An 18,137-nucleotide genomic window follows, 5' to 3' on the forward strand; every position below is an offset into this window, starting at 1 on the left:
TTTAAATGATGGCTTTATTGCTTTTATTTGTGAGCATTTTCATCGAAAAATCAAAAAATGCTGTCAAACAGAACCTGAAAAAGGGACTAACTTAGTCATAATTTATGACTAAATGGCAATTATTTATTACTAGATAAATTTAAAAACAAAACACTTTCAACTTATTAAAGGTAATTAAATTGTAAAGTAAATTAATGATTTATTATTATTGATATTGATAATCACTATCATTACGATCCCGATTCAAATTAACCAAGAAGGAATTGAGTCGTGAATCAATTAGCCCCCGTGCTTAATGCTCATTCATCAATAAACGTTGATGAACAGCCCCATGCGTTTATTTTTAACGAAAATAATTTACTCAAATATGAGATGGCTTCAATGCAAACAATGTCGCTCATCCATCAAGCGCTGCGTTCTGCAAAACAAGTTCATTCTGGCGTCTGCCACAAAGAGCTCAGTAAACAAATAGCCAGAGTAGAACTAAATCAACCTCTCAATAACGTTGAGCAAGCGCTAAATGAAGTAAAATCGTTGTATTTAGATCATGCTGTCTATTTTCATCATCCAAAGTATGTTGCCCATCTAAACTGCCCCGTTGCTTACCCTGCGGTGATAGCCGAACAGTTATTAACTGCTATAAATTCTTCGTTAGACACCTGGGACCAAAGTGCTGGCGGGACGCTCATTGAGCAAAAGATAATTGACTGGAGTATCGAACGCATTGGCTTAAGTGCTACTGCCGATGGCATATTCACAAGTGGCGGCAGTCAATCAAATTTAATGGCATTGTTACTTGCTAGAGACCATGCAGCAGAGCGCTTATCAGGGCACCTTATTCGCGATTTTGGTTTAGGCCCAGATGCTCATCGCTACCGTATTTTTTGCTCTGAAGTCAGCCATTTTAGTATTCAAAAGTCAGCCGCTTTACTGGGCCTTGGCTATAACGCGGTTGTTCCGGTTACAGTTGATAAAGAGTTTAAAATGGACCTAGCCGCACTTGATGCAGCGATTGATGAATGTAAAGCACAAGGCAATATTCCTATAGCGCTTGTTGCCACCGCAGGCACAACTGACTTTGGTTCAATAGACCCTATCGATAAGCTAAAAACGCGGTGCAAAGCTGATAATTTATGGCTTCATGTCGATGCAGCTTATGGCTGTGGACTACTTGCCGCTGATGATCACCGTCACTTACTCAATGGCATTGAACTGGCTGACTCGGTGACGTTAGATTACCACAAATCATTCTTACAACCTGTCAGTAGCAGTGCATTTATTGTTGCTGATAAAAAGCAATTTAAACATTTAACTCATCATGCTGATTATTTAAATCCGTTTAACGACAACCCGCAAGCAGCGCCAAACCTTGTTGATAAAAGCATTCAAACGACTCGCCGTTTTGATGCCTTAAAACTTTGGCTAACTTTACGCATTATGGGCCACGAACAGATTGGCAAAGTGTTTTCTTCTGTTATGGCACTAGCCCGTAGTAGTTATGTGGCACTCAAACAAGACCCTGAATTTGAGCTAATTCATCAACCTGAACTCAGTACCTTAGTGTTTCGCTTTAACGATAAAAACCTCAGTGATGAGCAATTAAACCTGCTTAATTATCAAATTAAAGATGAGCTATTCAAACAAGGTGAGTGTGCCATTGCTCGCACCAAATTTAGAGGTATCAACTACTTAAAGTTCACGCTACTTAATCCAAACACACAGATTGAAGACATTAAAAGTATTGCAGCTGATATTAAAGCCTGCGCCTACAGCATCAAGGCACGCCTAAAAGTTGAGGAAACTAGTCATGAATAAAGTATACGATTTAATTGCCGTGGGTCTTGGTCCGTTCAACCTCAGTTTGGCATGTTTAGCTGAGCCAATTGAAACACTTGATTCGTTATTTTTAGAACAACGTGATGAATTTAATTGGCATCCAGGGCTTATGCTCGATGGCGTTACATTACAAACACCGTTTATGTCGGATTTAGTCACATTGGCAGATCCAACCAATCCATACAGCTTTTTAAACTATGCGAAGCAACAAGGTAAGCTGTATCAGTTTTATATTCGAGAAAGTTTCTTTTTACTGCGCGAGCAATACAACCAGTATTGCCAGTGGGCAGCAAGCCAATTAAGTAACATACAGTTTGGCCATAAAGTCATTCATAGCCAGTTTGATCAAACAAAGCAGCTCTATGTACTCACTGTTGAATCTGCAAAGCAAACTAAAACGCTTTATTGTCGTCACTTGGTACTGGGCACAGGTCCCTCACCTTATTACCCACCTGCTGTTCAGGCTGAAGATACACAGCTCTGCCATGCCACTGAATATCTGTATAAACGGGATGAGTTAGTAAATAGCAAGAGCATTACTGTAATTGGCTCAGGGCAAAGTGCTGCTGAAGTATTTTATGATTTGTTGTGTGATATTAAACAACATAACTACCAACTCAATTGGGTAACGCGAGCGCCGCGTTTCTTTCCTCTTGAGTACACGAAACTCACGCTAGAAATGACTTCTCCTGAGTATGTTGATTACTTTTATAACCTAGAACAGGCCACCAAACAGGAGTTACTAGCCAAGCAACGTAATTTATACAAAGGCATCAACTCAGAGTTAATTAATCAGATTTATGATCAGCTCTATCAACTTGATATTCAAGGTGTGAACCGCGCAAGGTTACTAACCAACAGCGAGCTCATTAAAAAACAAGGCAGTAAACTAGTTTTTAGACACAGTGAACAGCAGGCTGAATTTAGCTTACATAGTAATCACGTCATCATGGCTACGGGCTTTAGTTATCAGCTACCCGATTTTCTAAGTGGCTTAATGAGCGAAATAAATTGGCTAGATAACGGGTGCTTTGCTGTTGAGCGGAATTACAGTATCGACAAGCTACAACGGCTGTTTGTACAAAATGCTGAGCTGCACAGTCATGGTTTTGTAACGCCAGATCTGGGCATGGCCTGCTATCGAAACAGCCATATTCTGCGCTCAATTTTAGGTTATGCCCCCTACCCTGTTGAAACACAAATTGCCTTTCAAGAGTTTGGTTTACCCGATGTAGTCAACGAAAAACAGAAGCAAATAGCATGAAACAACCCGCATTAAAATCAAGCTTGGTGCTGCTGACGATTATTTCTGTTGTTTGCGACACCATGATTTTGCCCTTTTACCCGCAGTTTTTTAGTGCCCAATTTGGTTTGCAATCAAGTAATCACATTGGTGCCTATATCGCTGTTTGCTGCATCACTGTGATGTGTGCTTTTCCTGTATGGGCGAAAATAGCGCAGCACGTGCACGAGCTGTATTTATGGGTGATCACCCAAATAATGGCTGGGCTATTGGGTGTTGCGTGCTTTTACAGCGAAAACGTTTGGAGCTTTTGGCTGTTATCACAGCTGATGCTGGTATTTAAAGCAAGTTACCTGCTTATTTACCCCTTTGTTCTAAGTATCGAAGAAAAACAACAGCACCTCGGTGTCGTTGCTTTATTTAGCGTGCTTTTACACTTTGGCGGTATCGGCGGTGCTTTATTAGGTGGCTTGATCATTCAAAGTATTGAGCCGCGCTTTTTATATTTAGTGATGGCTGCGGGCGACTGCTTACAGGTTATGCTCTGCTTGTATTTAATTTACTTATTAAAAGTAAGCTACAAGCCACGGGAATTAAGCGCATCATCAGTAAAACGGCAGCGTTTCCCTGGCTACATTATTCGCTTAGGGGTTATATCTATGGGCGTGTACTTTAGCATGTTCTTAGCAACGCCATACTTTACGCTACTTTGGCAACAAGTAAGTGATTTCAGCAATGCACTGTTAGCTGGCGCTGTGTTTGCTATCCCTGCTTGGGTTGCACTTGTCATTTTGATTACAACCAAAAACAAACCTGCAACCAATCAACACAGTAAAACAATCGCCTATGCACTTGTATTAAGCAGTATCGGCCTATTTATACAACTTAGCTCACACTGGCAATGGCTTGTGTTCGGCCGTGTTGTATTTGCTATTGGGCTATTTTTACTGACCGTGCGTCTGCAAGTCATGTTGTTTGCAATGAGCGAACCACGCTTTTACTCAAGCGATTTTGCCAAGCTTCATTTTATGCAAAATATCGGCGTCATCTGCGCCTCATTTTTAGCGGGAGATTTAGTCTCTCGCTTTGAACTAAACACCCCATTACTGACGGGCTCTGTCGGCTTTGCCATCACTTTATGTTTGTTTTATCTGCTTTTTTTACGCAACAAACATACCTCAACAGACCCTATTCACAGTTATTAATTTTTAAGAGAACACGACTATGAAAAATATTACTGAAACTCATATTAAGCACGCTTTGCTTGGTGATGTAAAAATCAGAACATTAAACCCTGAACACGATCTAACGACGATTACCCCTTGGCTTAAACACCCCCAAGCTCAATTTTGGGGAGCAATGGAACATTCACCCGAAGAGATTTTAGAATTTTATACAACACTCAATAAAGATGAGGCTCAACAAGCCTATTTGCTTGAAATAAACCAAACACCGATTGCTTTAATTGAGATTTACCAACCACACATACTAAAACTTGAGAACCACCTAGCGCTTAAAAACGGCGATTTAGGCATGCATATTTTACTCGCTCCAAAGCAGTTCTCTGTGGCAGGATTTAGTCTTGCTGTTATGCAGTCGGTGTTAGAGTTTATGTTTAATACCCTCGCCTGTGAGCGAGTGATTGTGGAGCCAGATGTAGCCAATCATAAAATTCATCGTCTTAACTTAAAGGCAGGTTTCAGCCATCATAAAGTTATCAAATTGGGTGAGAAAACCGCATTACTTGGTAGTTTAGAAAAAGATCATTTTAATTACTTACAGCACCTTTCGTCTCGCTTCGACACTTCACAGCAAGGGCCATCAGTGCAACAAACCACGCCCTCTAGCAGTACCTCACATCTAGACCAACAGGCATGGCAATACGCAAACCGTTTACTGATTGCCAAAATGCTCAGTGAGTTTTATCACGAACGACTGTTTAGCTACGACAGTGAAAAATCTAACCATTACGTGTTGCATACCATGGGTGGGCAAAGCTATCAGTTTAAAGGTGAATCAATGCTGCTTAATCACCTACAAGTTGAGCCAAGTAGCATTACTAAAATGGCGCTTGATCACAGTCAACCATTAGATGCTATTGCCTTTGTGCTTGAGTGTAATGACAAGTTAAACATAGATAAATCAATGCTTGGCACTTATCTCGAAGAACTCGCGAGCACACTCACTGGCTTTGCATTTAAATTTAAAAATAATCGCTATAGCGCTCAGCAATTAGCAGACGCAGATTTTCAAGTGATCGAAACCCAAATGACCATGGGTCACCCAAGCTTTATTGCCAACAATGGCCGGATTGGTTTTAACTCACAAGATTTTCACCAATATACGCCGGAAGCCGCAAACCCATTTCAAATTATATGGCTTGCGTGTCACAAACAGCACACCACCTTTAAAAGTACCGATGATTATAAATACGAGAGCTTGATTGCCGATGAGCTTGATTTAGCTGAGCGTTTACGCTTTGAAAAAGCACTGACTGAGCAGGGTTTAAAGCCAAGTGACTATCTGTTATTTCCTATGCACCCATGGCAATGGTTTAACAAATTAGTCCATGTTTATAGCTATCACATCTCGCAAAAACATATTGTCTGTTTAGGCTACTCACAAGATAGTTATTTACCGCAGCAATCAATTCGTACCCTGTATAACATCAGCAAACCGCACAAATGCTATGTTAAAACCGCCTTATCGATTTTAAATATGGGCTTTATGCGGGGCTTATCGAGCGCCTATATGAAAGTAACTCCGGCAATAAATCAATGGTTGTTCGACTTAGTAAACCAAGATAGCTATTTAAAATCTCTGAAGTTTCAACCTTTAAGAGAAGTCGCAACCCTTGGCTTTGATGAGCAGTATTACACTCATCCAGCGCTTGGCGATAACCCTTATAAGAAAATGATGGCGGCTCTTTGGCGTGAAAATCCCGCTCAATACATGGACGAAAATGAAAGCCTTGCCACTATGGCAAGTTTGCTTCATATCGATAGCGAAGGCCGTTCATTTGTGAGCGCTAAAATTGCCAAATCGGGGCTAAGTGCTGATAAGTGGTTAGCCCACTACTTACAGGCTTATATGACACCATTGCTACATTGTTTTTACCAGTATGATTTAGTCTTTATGCCACATGGTGAAAATCTCATCGTTCGATTTAATAATCATGTTCCGGTAGGCGTATTCATTAAAGACATTGGTGAAGAAATTGCCTTATTAAATAGTAACATCGAGCTGAATGATGAAATAAAGCGGATTAAGGTAACCATTCCAGAAGGCGTTGCCGTGTTGTCTATTTTTACTGATATTTTCGATTGCTTCTTCCGCTACCTTTCGGCAATTTTAGTAACTGATGGCCTACTGACCGAACAACAGTTTTGGCAAGCCGTCGCCGATACAATTGTTCAGTATCAGGCGAGTCATCCTGCACTTAAAGACAAGTTTGCTGAGCATGATTTATTTGCTGAGTCATTCCCATTGTCGTGCTTAAACCGCTTACAGCTGCGTAACAATCAACAAATGGTTGATATTACCGACCCAGCTTCAAGCTTGCAGTATGCAGGTGATTTACAAAACCCATTGGCGGAATATGCACTTGCAAACACAACAGCATAATAAGCTTGAGTTAGCCTTACGTCAGCAGTGCTCACTGCTGACGTTCTTAACTCCAACAATCGATGAACAATGGTTTAGCAGTCAATGTTTAACTAGCAAGCAATTAACCGATTTAGCTAACGCTATAAAATTAAGAGGAGCAAATGTTACTGAGGGATATGTCGCAATCAATCTCTACTTACAACTGAACTGGCAAGTTATTTACTTATTAGTAGCCTGTGTAGAGCAGCTTGGTTGCATTCCTGATCTGGTCAATATTAAGCAGCGGGTAACAGGCTCACATATTTATGGTTTGGCTAATTTAAATATCATGGCTCAACAAGACCCTTTTAATAATGCAGATTTGATTGAACTGGCAGCCAATCATTTATTTGACCACCAGCAAGCTTGGTATAATAACGTGCCATTGCAATACAGGCTAAATAAAGGATTATTAAAACGTTTACAAAGTGATACTTTCCACGCAGCGTTAATCGCTTGCTGGCCAGACAAATCGATAAAATTTATAGCAAAGCGTTTTCAACCATGGCAAAAGCTATGTGGTAAACATCGCTTTAGTGATCAAAACAATAAGCTGACATTTATGCGTAAAACCTGCTGCTTACACTACCAACTTGTAGCCGCTGATTATTGCGCTAACTGCCCGTTAAACAAAAAAGGCACTAGCGCTTGCTAATGCCTTTTTCCAAACGTTTTCTATATAAAGGCTCTAAACCTATTTACTAAGCGCGTTCATCCTTCGGCGATTCCATCACTACATGAGTTGTAATGGTTCGTACTTGTGGGATTGAGCCAAGTACATCAGCATGAAATGCTTTATAGGACTTGAGATCCGCCGTCTCGACTCTCAACAAATATTCAAACGAGCCAGTTACATTGTGGCACTCTTTTACTTCATCAATAAACTCAAGAGCGTGTTCGAATGCTCGCTGAGAGACGGTTGAGTGCTCATTTAAACCAACCCCTACATAAGCAATAAATCCTAGGCCAACAGCCTGATTATTAATAACCGCCCGATACCCCGCAATAACCCCAAGCTTTTCTAGCTCTTGCACTCTACGAAGACATGCCGATGGCGATAAACCCACTTTATCTGCCAGCTCGGCATTGGCAATTCGGCCATTGCGTTTAAGCTCATGCAATATTCTATCGTTAATTTTATCTTTTTTCATTTTTCATTGTGAACTTTAAATATACACAACAACATTAAGCGCAAAAATTGCGCGCATTACAACTTATAATTGCATCTTAATTCAAATGGAGAGATAGCGATGAGTTTCGAAATTTTAACAGCCTTGGCATTATTTGCTTTGGTATCATCAATTACCCCTGGGCCAAATAACTTAATGTTGATGAGCTCAGGTGCTAACTTTGGCTTTAAAAGAACCACACCACACTTACTTGGCGTAACGTTTGGCTTTATGTTGATGTTAGTTTTGGTGGGCCTTGGCATCATGCAGCTATTTGACTTGTTTCCACCAAGCTATTTGATATTGAAAGTATTTTGCATTGCTTACTTGCTCTATCTGGCGTTTAAAATTGCCACAAGTAACGCACAACAAAAAGCCTGTAGTGAAAGTAAGCCGTTTACTTTTATTCAGGCTGCACTATTTCAATGGGTGAACCCAAAAGCGTGGGCAATGGCATTAAGCGCGGTTAGTTTATATGCCCCAGATAAAAACCTCACCTCAGTGTTAATCGTAAGCCTCGTATTTGGTTTAATTAACCTGCCTTGTGTCAGCTCGTGGACTCTACTTGGCGAAAAGCTACAACACTGGCTTGCCAGCCCAAAGCGCTTAAAAGCATTTAACTACCTAATGGCAATACTGTTAATCACTTCAGTGATGTTTAGTTTGTTTTAAATAATTATTAAGATTGAAATACCAATTCACTTGATTAAGTGAATTGGCTTGGATCTAAACTACATAAATTCAAACTGCTCAACAGTTGCGAGCTTTAATTTGTCTATATCTTTTTTGGCCGCTTTACAATGACGACGTAACTTTGAAGGAACATCTTTATCTGCAACAAGGCTTTTTAGCATAGCTTGATAACGCATCGTTTGTGCATTGGCAATAATTTTACAATAGTACGCGACACCATCTAGCATACGCCCATCGACAGTATATTTATTTTGCCAGAGCTTATTCGCTAATGCGTCTAGGTATTGCTCTTTATAAACACCGATATTATAAAATTTCTTACCAAGGATTTGAGTTTCGGTACCATCAGCTTGGTTCACTACATCAACAAACTGATAATGCTCTTGGCTATTAACATTATAAGTTAACTTTGAGTAAAACTGCCCATCTGCAGGTGACTTAACCATTTGAACACTGCCAAGATCTGTGAAATGAAATATTTGTATTTCAGGCTTGTTATTAAAAAAGCCTTTTTCAATATAACGAATATGATCAGGCTCACCTAACTTCTTAATAATAGCTTCTGCGCTTAGCCCCTGCTCAAGAAAAAACAATGGGTTATCAAATGACTCTGTTGTGATAGCAACCTGCTTTTTAATAGTCGCTTGCGTTTTTGGCGGCTCGGGAAGTACAACTTTCCCCTTAACTAATTTAGCGATTACAGCTGTACTCTTATCAGGATCACCTTTTAAAACAACAGCATCAGATACTTGCTCACCAGCGCTATTTACAAGCCAAACAGACGAAAAGTCACTACTCAAATATCCCTTTACTAGATAGCTTTGTCCTGCTTCTGGAATAAAAGATACATCACCTGTAACAATGTAATTCGTTCCTGAATTAAACATATAGTTAATAGGTGCGGCATGATGGACCTGCGCTACTAGTGTTAGTGTCATTTCCTCTGCTGGTACTTTTCGACTAAACCCCACTGGTGACAGAACCATACCTTGTCCATAAGTAGCTTGGTTTGTTGCCCTAATAGCGTTATTGACATCTTTACCATTCACTTTACTCAAGTAAAAGAAGCGACCTGTACTAGTTGCCATGGTTCTGAAGGTGTCATCTATAGTTGCTGTTTCGCCCTGATATCCTTGAGGAACAGGGTTATAAGTTGTCATACAAGCAGATAAAGTTGATACAAAGAATAAAATAGCAAAGATTTGTATTAATTTTTTCATATTTTTAAATTCTATATTTAATAGTAAATTCTAAATTAAGATGCTTAAGCTATGTGCATAGTGAGGCTTTAAGCATATTAAATACAAACAGAGGCATGATTCTATTTTTCTTAAAGAAAACGTGAGGGACTTACTTAAAAGTGGCACAAGTTGAAACATCCATGTTTTGCGCAACGCACTTTATCAGCTTTCAGCTGCTTATTCACTAAAACCGTATAATCTAATTAACAATTCTAACCGTAATGAATTGATGACTATTTTTCACACGGCACTAAAAAGTCGACATGGTAATGCTCATCATGTCGCACCCAGGATGGTTTAGTCGAAAACTGAATATGCTCTTTTAAATAATCGGCATACTTGGTTTTATAAAGCCCAGCTTGCAGGCTTGGGGCAAAGATCACGCGCCAAAGATCGTAACTTTTTGCTGTTGCCGATTTATGTAGCTCAACAATATGAGCTGCTAAAGCGGTGTAATCAATCTTAAACTGTTCAAACCGGCCTTGTTTATCAAATTCAATATCGTAGCCAAAACGATTAAATACATGAGTTGGCAAATGAACTGATTGCCCCTTTTCGTTAACAACAGGTGTCATAAAATCAACCGACAAACCATTTTGATGGGTTTTATGCGGGCTAAATTTCCCGCCATTTTCTAAGCCCGTTTCAGCGTATTTGTATCGTTTATCAGGATGGGATTTCTGGAGCGCTTGGTAGGTATCAACAATGATGTTTTTTACCTGCTAATGAACATACGTACGCCCTGCCAGCTCTGCCATTTTGCTGTAACTGGTAAAGTTATCACCCTTGCTGGGTAGTTTTACTGCATTACGCACATAGCCATTGGCAGTTGTTCCGCCACAGACGCTATTAGCCAAAACCGATCCAGAGCAAAATAATAAGGCTAAAACTAAACATGTTTTCATTGCAGTAGCTTCTTTAAAAATTTAAAGCTTAGTGACCTGTGAATGAACAAAAAGTGAAACCTCTGTATAGCTTTCAATAAGTTAGCTAATTTGATTGAAAAAAGTTAAAACTTTTTGGAATAAACCTTTCGCCCACTCGTTACCTCTATGTCAATTCGCAAAAAAGAGGACGAGACAATGACAAATTTAAAACAATCACTTATCGCAATCTGTGTCGTAACTGCAACAGGCTTTTCAGCGGCTTCATCAGCAGCTAACGTGCAACTATCAGTCGTATCTGAACAGCAAACAGCCAGTGATAATCAAGTTTCGACAAGTTCAAACCAAGCAGCGTCGAATACGACAATGATGCAATCAACTCAACTGTCAGGCTCGGCAACAACACAAAATTCATCAGTTGGTGTGGATACTGAAAGTTCAAATAGCGGACAAGCAAATAATCAAACAACGATTGAAAACGATGAACAGCAGCCTGCTGAAACAATGCCCGAGTTTGGTTTAACAAACTCAGTATCAAGCGCTTCTCAAGCAGTCAATACCGTAGCGCTAGCAGGTGAGTCAATGCTGTCAACTGCTGTTAGTAATGTGGCCGTCGCTAACACAAATTCGAACATAACCAACGCAATGCAAAATCAATTGAGTCAGCAAACAGACGTATTAGCGTCTTTAGAGCCTAGTGAGCTAAGCACTGCTGGTCTAAGTCAGGCCTCGCAAATCACTAATGACCTGCAATCATCACTGACTAGCAATGTACAACAAGCTGCAATGAACTCTGTACAAAGTAGTGTTGAGCAAACCATTTCATCAACTGTTAGCAACAGCGTTAACCAACAAGTTGCTGAGCAAATAACCGCAGCGACAACTACCGAAGTCGTTAATAACATTCAAAACAGCCTGAACTTAGGCCTTTAACCAATAGCGTGCCGGGTTATCACTCGGCGCTCCTTTAGGAGATTATTATGCGTACAATTAATAAGCTCATCACCTTAAGTGCGTTAACCACAAGCATTCAAGTGTTTGCTACGGATGCGACTTTTCATGCTGATGCACAAATTGGCTTAACAACTAACTCTGATTTAGCCATTAAAGAGTTAGATGATATTTCTTCACAAAGTGATACAGGTTCAATACTTAAAGCTGGTGTTAGCGCTGAGTTACATGCAACTGACAACCTCAAGTTCACACCAAGTTATCGATACGAGCAAACCAATTATCACCAGCTTGACCAGTATGACTTGGCATTGCATCAATATAGCCTTGATTCTAGCTATAGCCTTTCTGGTACTGATGTAGGTATACGTTATGACGGTGCTTTAGCAAAAGTAGCAAAAGAAACATTTTTAACCTTGGATCAGGTAAGTTTGTATGTTGGCCATTACGTTAATCCAACAACCTATCTGCGCACTGCGCTTAGGGCATCAGATAAACAATTCGCCACACAGTCAATGCGCGATGCAAAAGGGTTAGGGCTTGATTCAAACCTGTATTACTTTATTAATCAGGGTAAAACGATGCTGCTTTTAGGCGCTAGTTTAGATAGAGAAAATGCTGATTCAGAGCAATTTAACTTTAAAAGTTGGGGCTTAAATACGGGCATCACTCATCGTTTTAAAGCGTTTGATATAAGCAATAAAGCAGGATTAAGCTGGCGCTATCAAGATAAAAACTACCAAGAAGTTATCAACCAACCACTTACACAAAGCGAGCCATCTCGGGATGAAAGTCGCAGTGTAGTTAGTGCATTTTGGCAGCTTTCTGTTTTTGACTCTTTGCAAATTGTTACTGAAGCAGAGTACGGCGATTATCAATCTAAGCTGGCGACAAACACCTATACCCAAAGCATTGCTTCGCTGTCATTAAAAGCCAGCTTTTAATCGATTACGCCATGTCCAAACACCGCATCTTTGCCTACTTCACCTAAATCATTCGCTTGTTGCTGTAACGCCTGGTAAATGTTTTTAGGAGAAGCATTTGGCTTTGCCGCTAAGCATGCAGCCGCCGCTGAAATACGCGGCGCGGCAATAGAGGTTCCAGATTCCCGACCAAGCTCCCCCCCAGCTTTTAACGTCATGACATTGACGCCTAATGCCGCAAAATCAATATAATCACCTTTGTTTGACCAGCGATAAATTCGGTTTTGGCTATCTAGTGCCGTGACAGCAATGACATGTTGGTATGCCGCAGGATAAAGTGGCAGCGCAGCAGGTCCTTCATTGCCTGCAGCCGCCACTAAAGTTACTTGTTTAGCCGCTGTAGCATTGATTGCTGCCGCTAAAATAGCGTTGTCGGGCCCAGTAAAACTCATATTGATAACAGGCACCTCGTTAGCAACCAACCAATCAAGTGCTTCAACTATTGCAGCTAATGTCGCCCCTTGTGATAAATCAGACTGCTGATAAAACACCGCCGCGCTGTATAATGTTGCCTCAGTTAATAACGGCATGAGCTGCTCATACTTACCTACCAAAACGCCAGCAACCGCAGTGCCGTGCAAATCGGGTGAAACTAAGTCATTTGCAAGAAATGACTGCATTTTTATCTGTGTGTTACTAAATCCCGGATGAGTCGTATCAATCGCACTATCAATCATGCCAATTTTTACAGACCAGTCACACATTGCTGTAAGCTTTTTTGTAGACGCATCTTGTTGAGAACCATTTTGCGCTTGATAAATATGATTTCTGTCCAGTAACGCTGCATCATCGAGTGAAAGTAAACGTTGCAAATGCGCTTTTGAATCGTAATTGGTCGGGACAACAAACCGCACTAATGACAAACCCAATGACGTGTATTGTTTAGTGACGATAATTTGCGCGCCAATTTGCAACAGTTTTTCTTGATGCTGTTCATTCGCCAGCATTATCCATTGCCTTTCAACTGCACGAAAACCATGCTCAACATCGACTTCAACAAATGCAGGAGCCTGCAACTGATTAAGTATCTCTAGCCTTTTGGGTAGCGAGGTCACAATGGCTGTTGCGTCGTCGATTAACTCATGTTTGCGTATGCTTTCTACTTGGCTGGTTATGCGCGGTTCAAATTGATTAATAACAGGATCTACCTGTTCTATCACACCATTTATTGGCTTGATAATCGCAGCTGATAGCGTATTTGAAGTAAACAGCAAACTACTTAAAATGACTGATTTCAATTTCATGTTACAGTGACTTCTCATTTAGTTAGGTACTACTATAACGTTTCAGTGAAAGAAAAATTGCATTTATTGGGAATAAAACTTTTTCTTGCTCGTTATAGTAGTGTGAGTTGGCTGAATCATTGATGAGTTATTTCATTAATCGGCCCTTGCCCTAACCAATAAGGGAAACTATGACAAATACAGTAACCAGTTTATTACCAGCGCTGCGACGTTTTGCATTTTCGCTTACCGGCAATCAAGCAGATGCCGATGATATTGTACAAATGACCATCGAGAAACTTTTACAAAAAGGCATGCCCGATGATATTGAACCACTAAAATGGGCTTTCAAGATCTGTCGCAATGTTTGGATCGACGAATACCGCTCGCAAAAAGTGCGCTTAAAGGCAGTTCAAAATACTGAACTTCAAGAACCCGTCTGTGACGATGAACAAGAGAGTTTCGCTACCCAAGAGACTTTACAACGAGTAAATAACGCTTTAACAAGCTTGCCAGATGAACAGCGCGCTATTGTATCCCTCGTAGCAGTGCAAGGTATGGCTTACAAAGATGTTGCACACACCCTCGAGATACCTGTTGGCACCGTGATGAGTAAATTGTCACGAGCCAGAGCTGCACTTTATCAATTAATTAAGCCTGATTTCACTAAGGAAAACGCATGAAGATTGATGACCAAACACTCAGTGCTTTTTTAGACAATGAATTACCAGCAAACGAAATGGACGCAATACGTAATGCAATTGCTGAAGATGAGCAACTCGCTTTACGCCTAGCTGAACTATCTGAAGTTGACATGCTAGTTAAACAACACGCAGCACAGATTGATGCAATGCCCTTGTCTGATGAACTTGCACAAACAATCGAGCAACATAATAAAGAGAATGTCGTTTCGCTATCCAAATGGCAGCAAATTAAACTAGCTGGTCGCAAACAAATGGCCGTTGCAGCAAGTATTGCGGTGCTTTTTACAGTCGCTATTGCTAGCTTTGTTCAACAACAAGGTTTGGAACAACCCATTGCCAACGCATTAGATCAACAACTGAGTGGCGACAACACACTATTAGATACAAACAGAAGCCTAACTGCACAGCTTAGCTTTGTTAATACTAATGGCGATTTTTGCCGCCAATACACGCTGTATTCTAAAACTACCCAGCAAACACATATTGCTTGTAAACAACAAGGAATTTGGCAGCTTCATTCATCGAGCGAGCAACGCGCAATTTCAAGCCAAAGCTATCGCTTAGCAAGTAAAACACCTGCGCTTGATAGTTACATCGACGAGCACATTCAAGGCCAACCGTTAGATCGTAACGCCGAACAACAAGCACTAACTAACCATTGGCAATAAGCGAGACAATCATGAAACACGTATTATTAGCTTATATTGCCATTGTATTAATTGGCTGCACCAGCAGCCAACATTCGACCGATAAAAGTATACCTGGCCTAACAACTAAGCAGCTTGCGGATAATCAATATATCCTTAGATACGAGACTCGTCACGGTTCAAAGCGCTCAGCGCTTGAGCAAAGTATGCTGCAAGCCGCCAACATTACGATAGACAACGGTTATGACTGGTTTCTCGTTGCCGAGCAGGCAGTTGATGTTGAACGCGCCAAGCCCACTAACAAACCACGTTTTGAGCAAAGAGCACACTGCGGTTTATTAACCTGCACAAGTCAAACTTCGCCAGCACTGCATGAGTCAACGTTATTAGAGCGCACAATCGTCATACAATTAACAATCATTTTAGGAAAAGGCATAAAACCAAGTGAAAAAGCGCATGATGCTTATACGCTAATTGAACAAGCTAATAATTCATAAAATTAATATTTAAAGGTAAAAATTATCCTCATTACATCTTTTTACCTACTGCTGAACTGCATAAGTAATTACACCGTTAATCACTAATACTTTGATCTCACTTAAGTGAAATTAACTAGATAAGCGCTAAACTTACCGCAACTTGATTAATTGTAAGGATGTAGCCATGACACACCTAGTTAGTGATTTAATGACGCCAGACCCATTTGCTATTAGCGCGCAAAATACCCTGCATGATGCTCATAATCTAATGAAAGAGAAAAATGTTCGTCATATCCCCGTGATCAATGAGCACGGTGGTTTGGTTGGCATGTTAACGCAAAAAATCATGATTGCTCAGGTAATGAATATCATGGCTAATTACAATGCCAGCGCCCTCGAACGCAAGGAAAAGCAAACTAAAGTGGTTGATATTATGGCTACCGATTTTACCAGTATCTCGCCAGAGCAACCGCTACACGAAGTTGCTAAGTTTTTTGTTGAAAACCGTCATGGCTGCATGCCTGTGGTTGATAAAGATAACAACCTAGTGGGCATTCTAACCTCATCTGATTTTGTTCGTTTAGCGGCGGCTTTACTTTCTTAAATCGTAACTTTGTATCTGCACACTGAATTTTTTACAGAAGGTGTGCAGAGTTTTCATACTTCTTCTTAGCTAGTATCACCCTCACTCAAGACTTAAATAAAATTAATCTTTTAAATTCAGATTCTTATAATTTAAAAATTATTAGGCACAACGCTTGCTTCTATGTAATTACACATGCTTTTTAGATTAAAAGCGAAAGGAAATTTACAGATAATCTCGGAGGAGTAATGAGTAATTCATCATCAAAAATCGCAGAATTTACAGCACCGGGTGTTAAAGACCAAGCTGCAGCGGACACGATTGCTATTCTAGACCAACGCATGGTCGCTTTAATCGATTTACACCTCACTTTAAAGCACATTCATTGGAATGTTGTTGGTCCTAATTTTATTGGTGTACACGAAATGTTAGACCCACAAGTAAGCGCAGTGCAAGAGATGACTGACACGATTGCAGAGCGTATTGCAACCATGGGCGGCGTACCTGTTGGCACACCTCAATCAATTGTAGAACGCCGTACTTGGCAAGATTATTCAATTGGTAAAGGCTTAGTTACTGACCACCTAACAGCGCTTGATAAAGTGTATAACGGTGTTAATAAAGACCACCGTGCAGCTATCGATAAGCTTGGTGAGCTAGACCCAGTTTCTGAAGATATGATCACTGGCCAACTGGCTGATTTAGAACAATTCCAATGGTTTGTTCGTGCACATATCGAATCGTCTACCGGCGAATTGAAAGGTTAAACCCCATTTAAAGGTTAAACCCCCTAGGTCTATCCGAAGACCCCTTGCCCAGCATTTGCTGGGCTTTTTTATGCTTTGTTACAACCAACCTTTATGTTTAAAGAACAAGTAAGGTGCAAAGCCAGACAGCAACATAATGCCAATTGCAAACGGGTAACCCCATGCCCATTGCAGTTCAGGCATACTGTTAAAATTCATCCCATAAATACTGGCGACAACGGTTGGAGGTAAAAACACCACTGAGGCGATAGAGAAGGTTTTGATAATTTGGTTTTGTTCGATGTTAATAAAACCCTGAGTCGAGTCCATTAAGAAATTCACCTTATCAAACAAAAATGTACAGTGAGACATAAGGGTATCAATATCGAGTACAATTTCACGTAGTGATTCGCGGTCTTCTGTCGGCGCTCCTAGGTGGCGCAGTAAAAACGAAATATTCCGGCGCGTATCCATCAAACATAAACGCACCTTACCGTTATTATCTTCAAGGCGAGAAATTCGGCTAACGGCTTCTTCTAAGTCAGAGTCATCCTCTTCAAGTACATAGGCACTGAGTTTTTCTAACTGATGATGCATGTCTTCAAGCATATCAGCGTGGTTTTCGACTTTTTGGTCAAATAAAGTCACCAAAAGTTGCTTTGGATTATCACACGCCACTTGCCCTTTCCGAGCACGTAGTCGTAATAGACGAAAATCGGCTAGTTCATCATCGCGGATTGTCAGCAAACAGTTGTCTTGTAACAAACAAGCTACGGTTACCGTATTAAAGCGCCCTTCGTTTGGTGACATGAAAAGCGCATGCACATGCAAGCCTTCATGGTCGATAAAGCAACGGGAAGAGGCCTCGATTTCTTCAACATCATCAGCGCCGGGTAAGGTGATATTAAGGGTGCTTGCCAGCGCTTGTCGTTCTTCTTCAGTCGGATTTATAGTATCAATCCAATGGGCATTCTTAATAGCGGTTGCAAGAGGCATATCAGCAGCTGGCTCTGTTTCTGTGATCACACCTTGGTCTATAGAAAAAAATCGTAACATGCGCCCTACTTAAAAAATAAAATTATTTAAAGAATTTAGATGTTTCAAAGACAA

Annotated in this window: 19 protein-coding genes; 13 read left to right on the forward strand and 6 right to left on the reverse strand. The window is 40.5% G+C overall.

Going from position 1 to position 18,137, the window contains the following annotated elements; genetic code table 11:
- The first annotated feature begins 270 nt into the window (after positions 1-270).
- From IMPJCBKJ_RS05510 to IMPJCBKJ_RS05530, 5 genes are read left to right on the forward strand one after another with little or no spacing between them, the layout of a single operon-like run.
- The gene (locus tag IMPJCBKJ_RS05510) at positions 271-1,815 is read left to right on the forward strand and encodes an aspartate aminotransferase family protein (protein WP_206004100.1); all 1,545 of its coding nucleotides are present in this window, start codon (positions 271-273) and stop codon (positions 1,813-1,815) included.
- Entirely contained in the window at positions 1,808-3,100 is a 1,293-nt protein-coding gene (locus IMPJCBKJ_RS05515) for a SidA/IucD/PvdA family monooxygenase (protein WP_166339167.1), read from the forward strand. The genes IMPJCBKJ_RS05510 and IMPJCBKJ_RS05515 overlap by 8 nt, the downstream gene beginning before the upstream one ends.
- Positions 3,097-4,284, forward strand: coding sequence for an MFS transporter (locus IMPJCBKJ_RS05520; RefSeq protein ID WP_166339169.1), 1,188 nt, complete (start codon positions 3,097-3,099; stop codon positions 4,282-4,284). The genes IMPJCBKJ_RS05515 and IMPJCBKJ_RS05520 overlap by 4 nt, the downstream gene beginning before the upstream one ends.
- Positions 4,285-4,303: 19 nt before the next feature.
- Entirely contained in the window at positions 4,304-6,703 is a 2,400-nt protein-coding gene (locus IMPJCBKJ_RS05525) for a GNAT family N-acetyltransferase (protein WP_166339171.1), read from the forward strand.
- Positions 6,678-7,379, forward strand: coding sequence for a (2Fe-2S)-binding protein (locus IMPJCBKJ_RS05530; protein WP_166339173.1), 702 nt, complete (start codon positions 6,678-6,680; stop codon positions 7,377-7,379). The genes IMPJCBKJ_RS05525 and IMPJCBKJ_RS05530 overlap by 26 nt, the downstream gene beginning before the upstream one ends.
- A 46-nt stretch (positions 7,380-7,425) precedes the next feature.
- On the opposite strand, the gene IMPJCBKJ_RS05535 is transcribed toward IMPJCBKJ_RS05530, so the two are convergent.
- Positions 7,426-7,875: an Lrp/AsnC family transcriptional regulator gene (locus IMPJCBKJ_RS05535; protein WP_054551870.1), complete on the reverse strand. Its 450-nt coding sequence runs from the start codon at positions 7,873-7,875 to the stop codon at positions 7,426-7,428.
- Between the two features lie 99 nt (positions 7,876-7,974).
- Here IMPJCBKJ_RS05535 and IMPJCBKJ_RS05540 point away from each other — a divergent pair, with 99 nt between their 5' ends.
- A complete protein-coding gene (locus IMPJCBKJ_RS05540) occupies positions 7,975-8,565 on the forward strand; it encodes a LysE family translocator (RefSeq protein ID WP_166339175.1) in 591 nt (196 codons plus the stop codon).
- Between the two features lie 59 nt (positions 8,566-8,624).
- Here the strand turns inward: IMPJCBKJ_RS05540 and IMPJCBKJ_RS05545 are convergent, their stop codons facing one another.
- The 3 genes from IMPJCBKJ_RS05545 to IMPJCBKJ_RS20690 form a co-directional block, all read right to left on the reverse strand.
- Positions 8,625-9,806, reverse strand: coding sequence for a hypothetical protein (locus IMPJCBKJ_RS05545; protein WP_054551872.1), 1,182 nt, complete (start codon positions 9,804-9,806; stop codon positions 8,625-8,627).
- Positions 9,807-10,060: 254 nt separating this feature from the next.
- A complete protein-coding gene (locus tag IMPJCBKJ_RS20685) occupies positions 10,061-10,402 on the reverse strand; it encodes a hypothetical protein (RefSeq protein ID WP_346774153.1) in 342 nt (113 codons plus the stop codon).
- A 147-nt stretch (positions 10,403-10,549) separates the two neighbouring features.
- Positions 10,550-10,732: a hypothetical protein gene (locus tag IMPJCBKJ_RS20690; protein WP_240920998.1), complete on the reverse strand. Its 183-nt coding sequence runs from the start codon at positions 10,730-10,732 to the stop codon at positions 10,550-10,552.
- Between the two features lie 177 nt (positions 10,733-10,909).
- Here IMPJCBKJ_RS20690 and IMPJCBKJ_RS05555 point away from each other — a divergent pair, with 177 nt between their 5' ends.
- Positions 10,910-11,644 carry a hypothetical protein gene (locus IMPJCBKJ_RS05555; RefSeq protein ID WP_166339177.1) on the forward strand — a complete coding sequence of 245 codons (735 nt, stop codon included), beginning with the start codon at positions 10,910-10,912 and terminating at the stop codon, positions 11,642-11,644.
- Between the two features lie 47 nt (positions 11,645-11,691).
- A complete protein-coding gene (locus tag IMPJCBKJ_RS05560) occupies positions 11,692-12,606 on the forward strand; it encodes a surface lipoprotein assembly modifier (RefSeq protein ID WP_166339179.1) in 915 nt (304 codons plus the stop codon).
- On the opposite strand, the gene IMPJCBKJ_RS05565 is transcribed toward IMPJCBKJ_RS05560, so the two are convergent.
- Positions 12,603-13,889 carry a S8 family serine peptidase gene (locus tag IMPJCBKJ_RS05565; protein WP_240920999.1) on the reverse strand — a complete coding sequence of 429 codons (1,287 nt, stop codon included), beginning with the start codon at positions 13,887-13,889 and terminating at the stop codon, positions 12,603-12,605. The genes IMPJCBKJ_RS05560 and IMPJCBKJ_RS05565 overlap by 4 nt on opposite strands.
- A 170-nt stretch (positions 13,890-14,059) precedes the next feature.
- Between IMPJCBKJ_RS05565 and IMPJCBKJ_RS05570 the strand changes: the two genes are divergently transcribed.
- From IMPJCBKJ_RS05570 to dps, 5 genes are all read left to right on the forward strand, one after another.
- Positions 14,060-14,551, forward strand: a complete 492-nt coding sequence (locus tag IMPJCBKJ_RS05570) for an RNA polymerase sigma factor (RefSeq protein WP_063700442.1) — start codon at positions 14,060-14,062, stop codon at positions 14,549-14,551.
- Positions 14,548-15,240: a hypothetical protein gene (locus IMPJCBKJ_RS05575; protein WP_166339183.1), complete on the forward strand. Its 693-nt coding sequence runs from the start codon at positions 14,548-14,550 to the stop codon at positions 15,238-15,240. Before IMPJCBKJ_RS05570 ends, IMPJCBKJ_RS05575 begins: the two co-directional genes overlap by 4 nt.
- 11 nt (positions 15,241-15,251) lie before the next feature.
- Positions 15,252-15,716 (forward strand): hypothetical protein, encoded by a 465-nt coding sequence (locus tag IMPJCBKJ_RS05580; protein ID WP_166339185.1) that lies wholly within the window; start codon positions 15,252-15,254, stop codon positions 15,714-15,716.
- Positions 15,717-15,882: 166 nt separating this feature from the next.
- Positions 15,883-16,302: a CBS domain-containing protein gene (locus tag IMPJCBKJ_RS05585; RefSeq protein WP_166339187.1), complete on the forward strand. Its 420-nt coding sequence runs from the start codon at positions 15,883-15,885 to the stop codon at positions 16,300-16,302.
- Between the two features lie 227 nt (positions 16,303-16,529).
- The gene (dps, locus tag IMPJCBKJ_RS05590) at positions 16,530-17,048 is read left to right on the forward strand and encodes a DNA starvation/stationary phase protection protein Dps (protein WP_054551887.1); all 519 of its coding nucleotides are present in this window, start codon (positions 16,530-16,532) and stop codon (positions 17,046-17,048) included.
- Between the two features lie 78 nt (positions 17,049-17,126).
- On the opposite strand, the gene corA is transcribed toward dps, so the two are convergent.
- Entirely contained in the window at positions 17,127-18,083 is a 957-nt protein-coding gene (gene corA, locus IMPJCBKJ_RS05595) for a magnesium/cobalt transporter CorA (protein WP_054551888.1), read from the reverse strand.
- Between the last annotated feature and the right edge of the window lie 54 nt (positions 18,084-18,137).

Source organism: Pseudoalteromonas sp. MB47, assembly GCF_011319765.1.
Taxonomy (GTDB): Bacteria; Pseudomonadota; Gammaproteobacteria; order Enterobacterales; family Alteromonadaceae; genus Pseudoalteromonas; species Pseudoalteromonas simplex.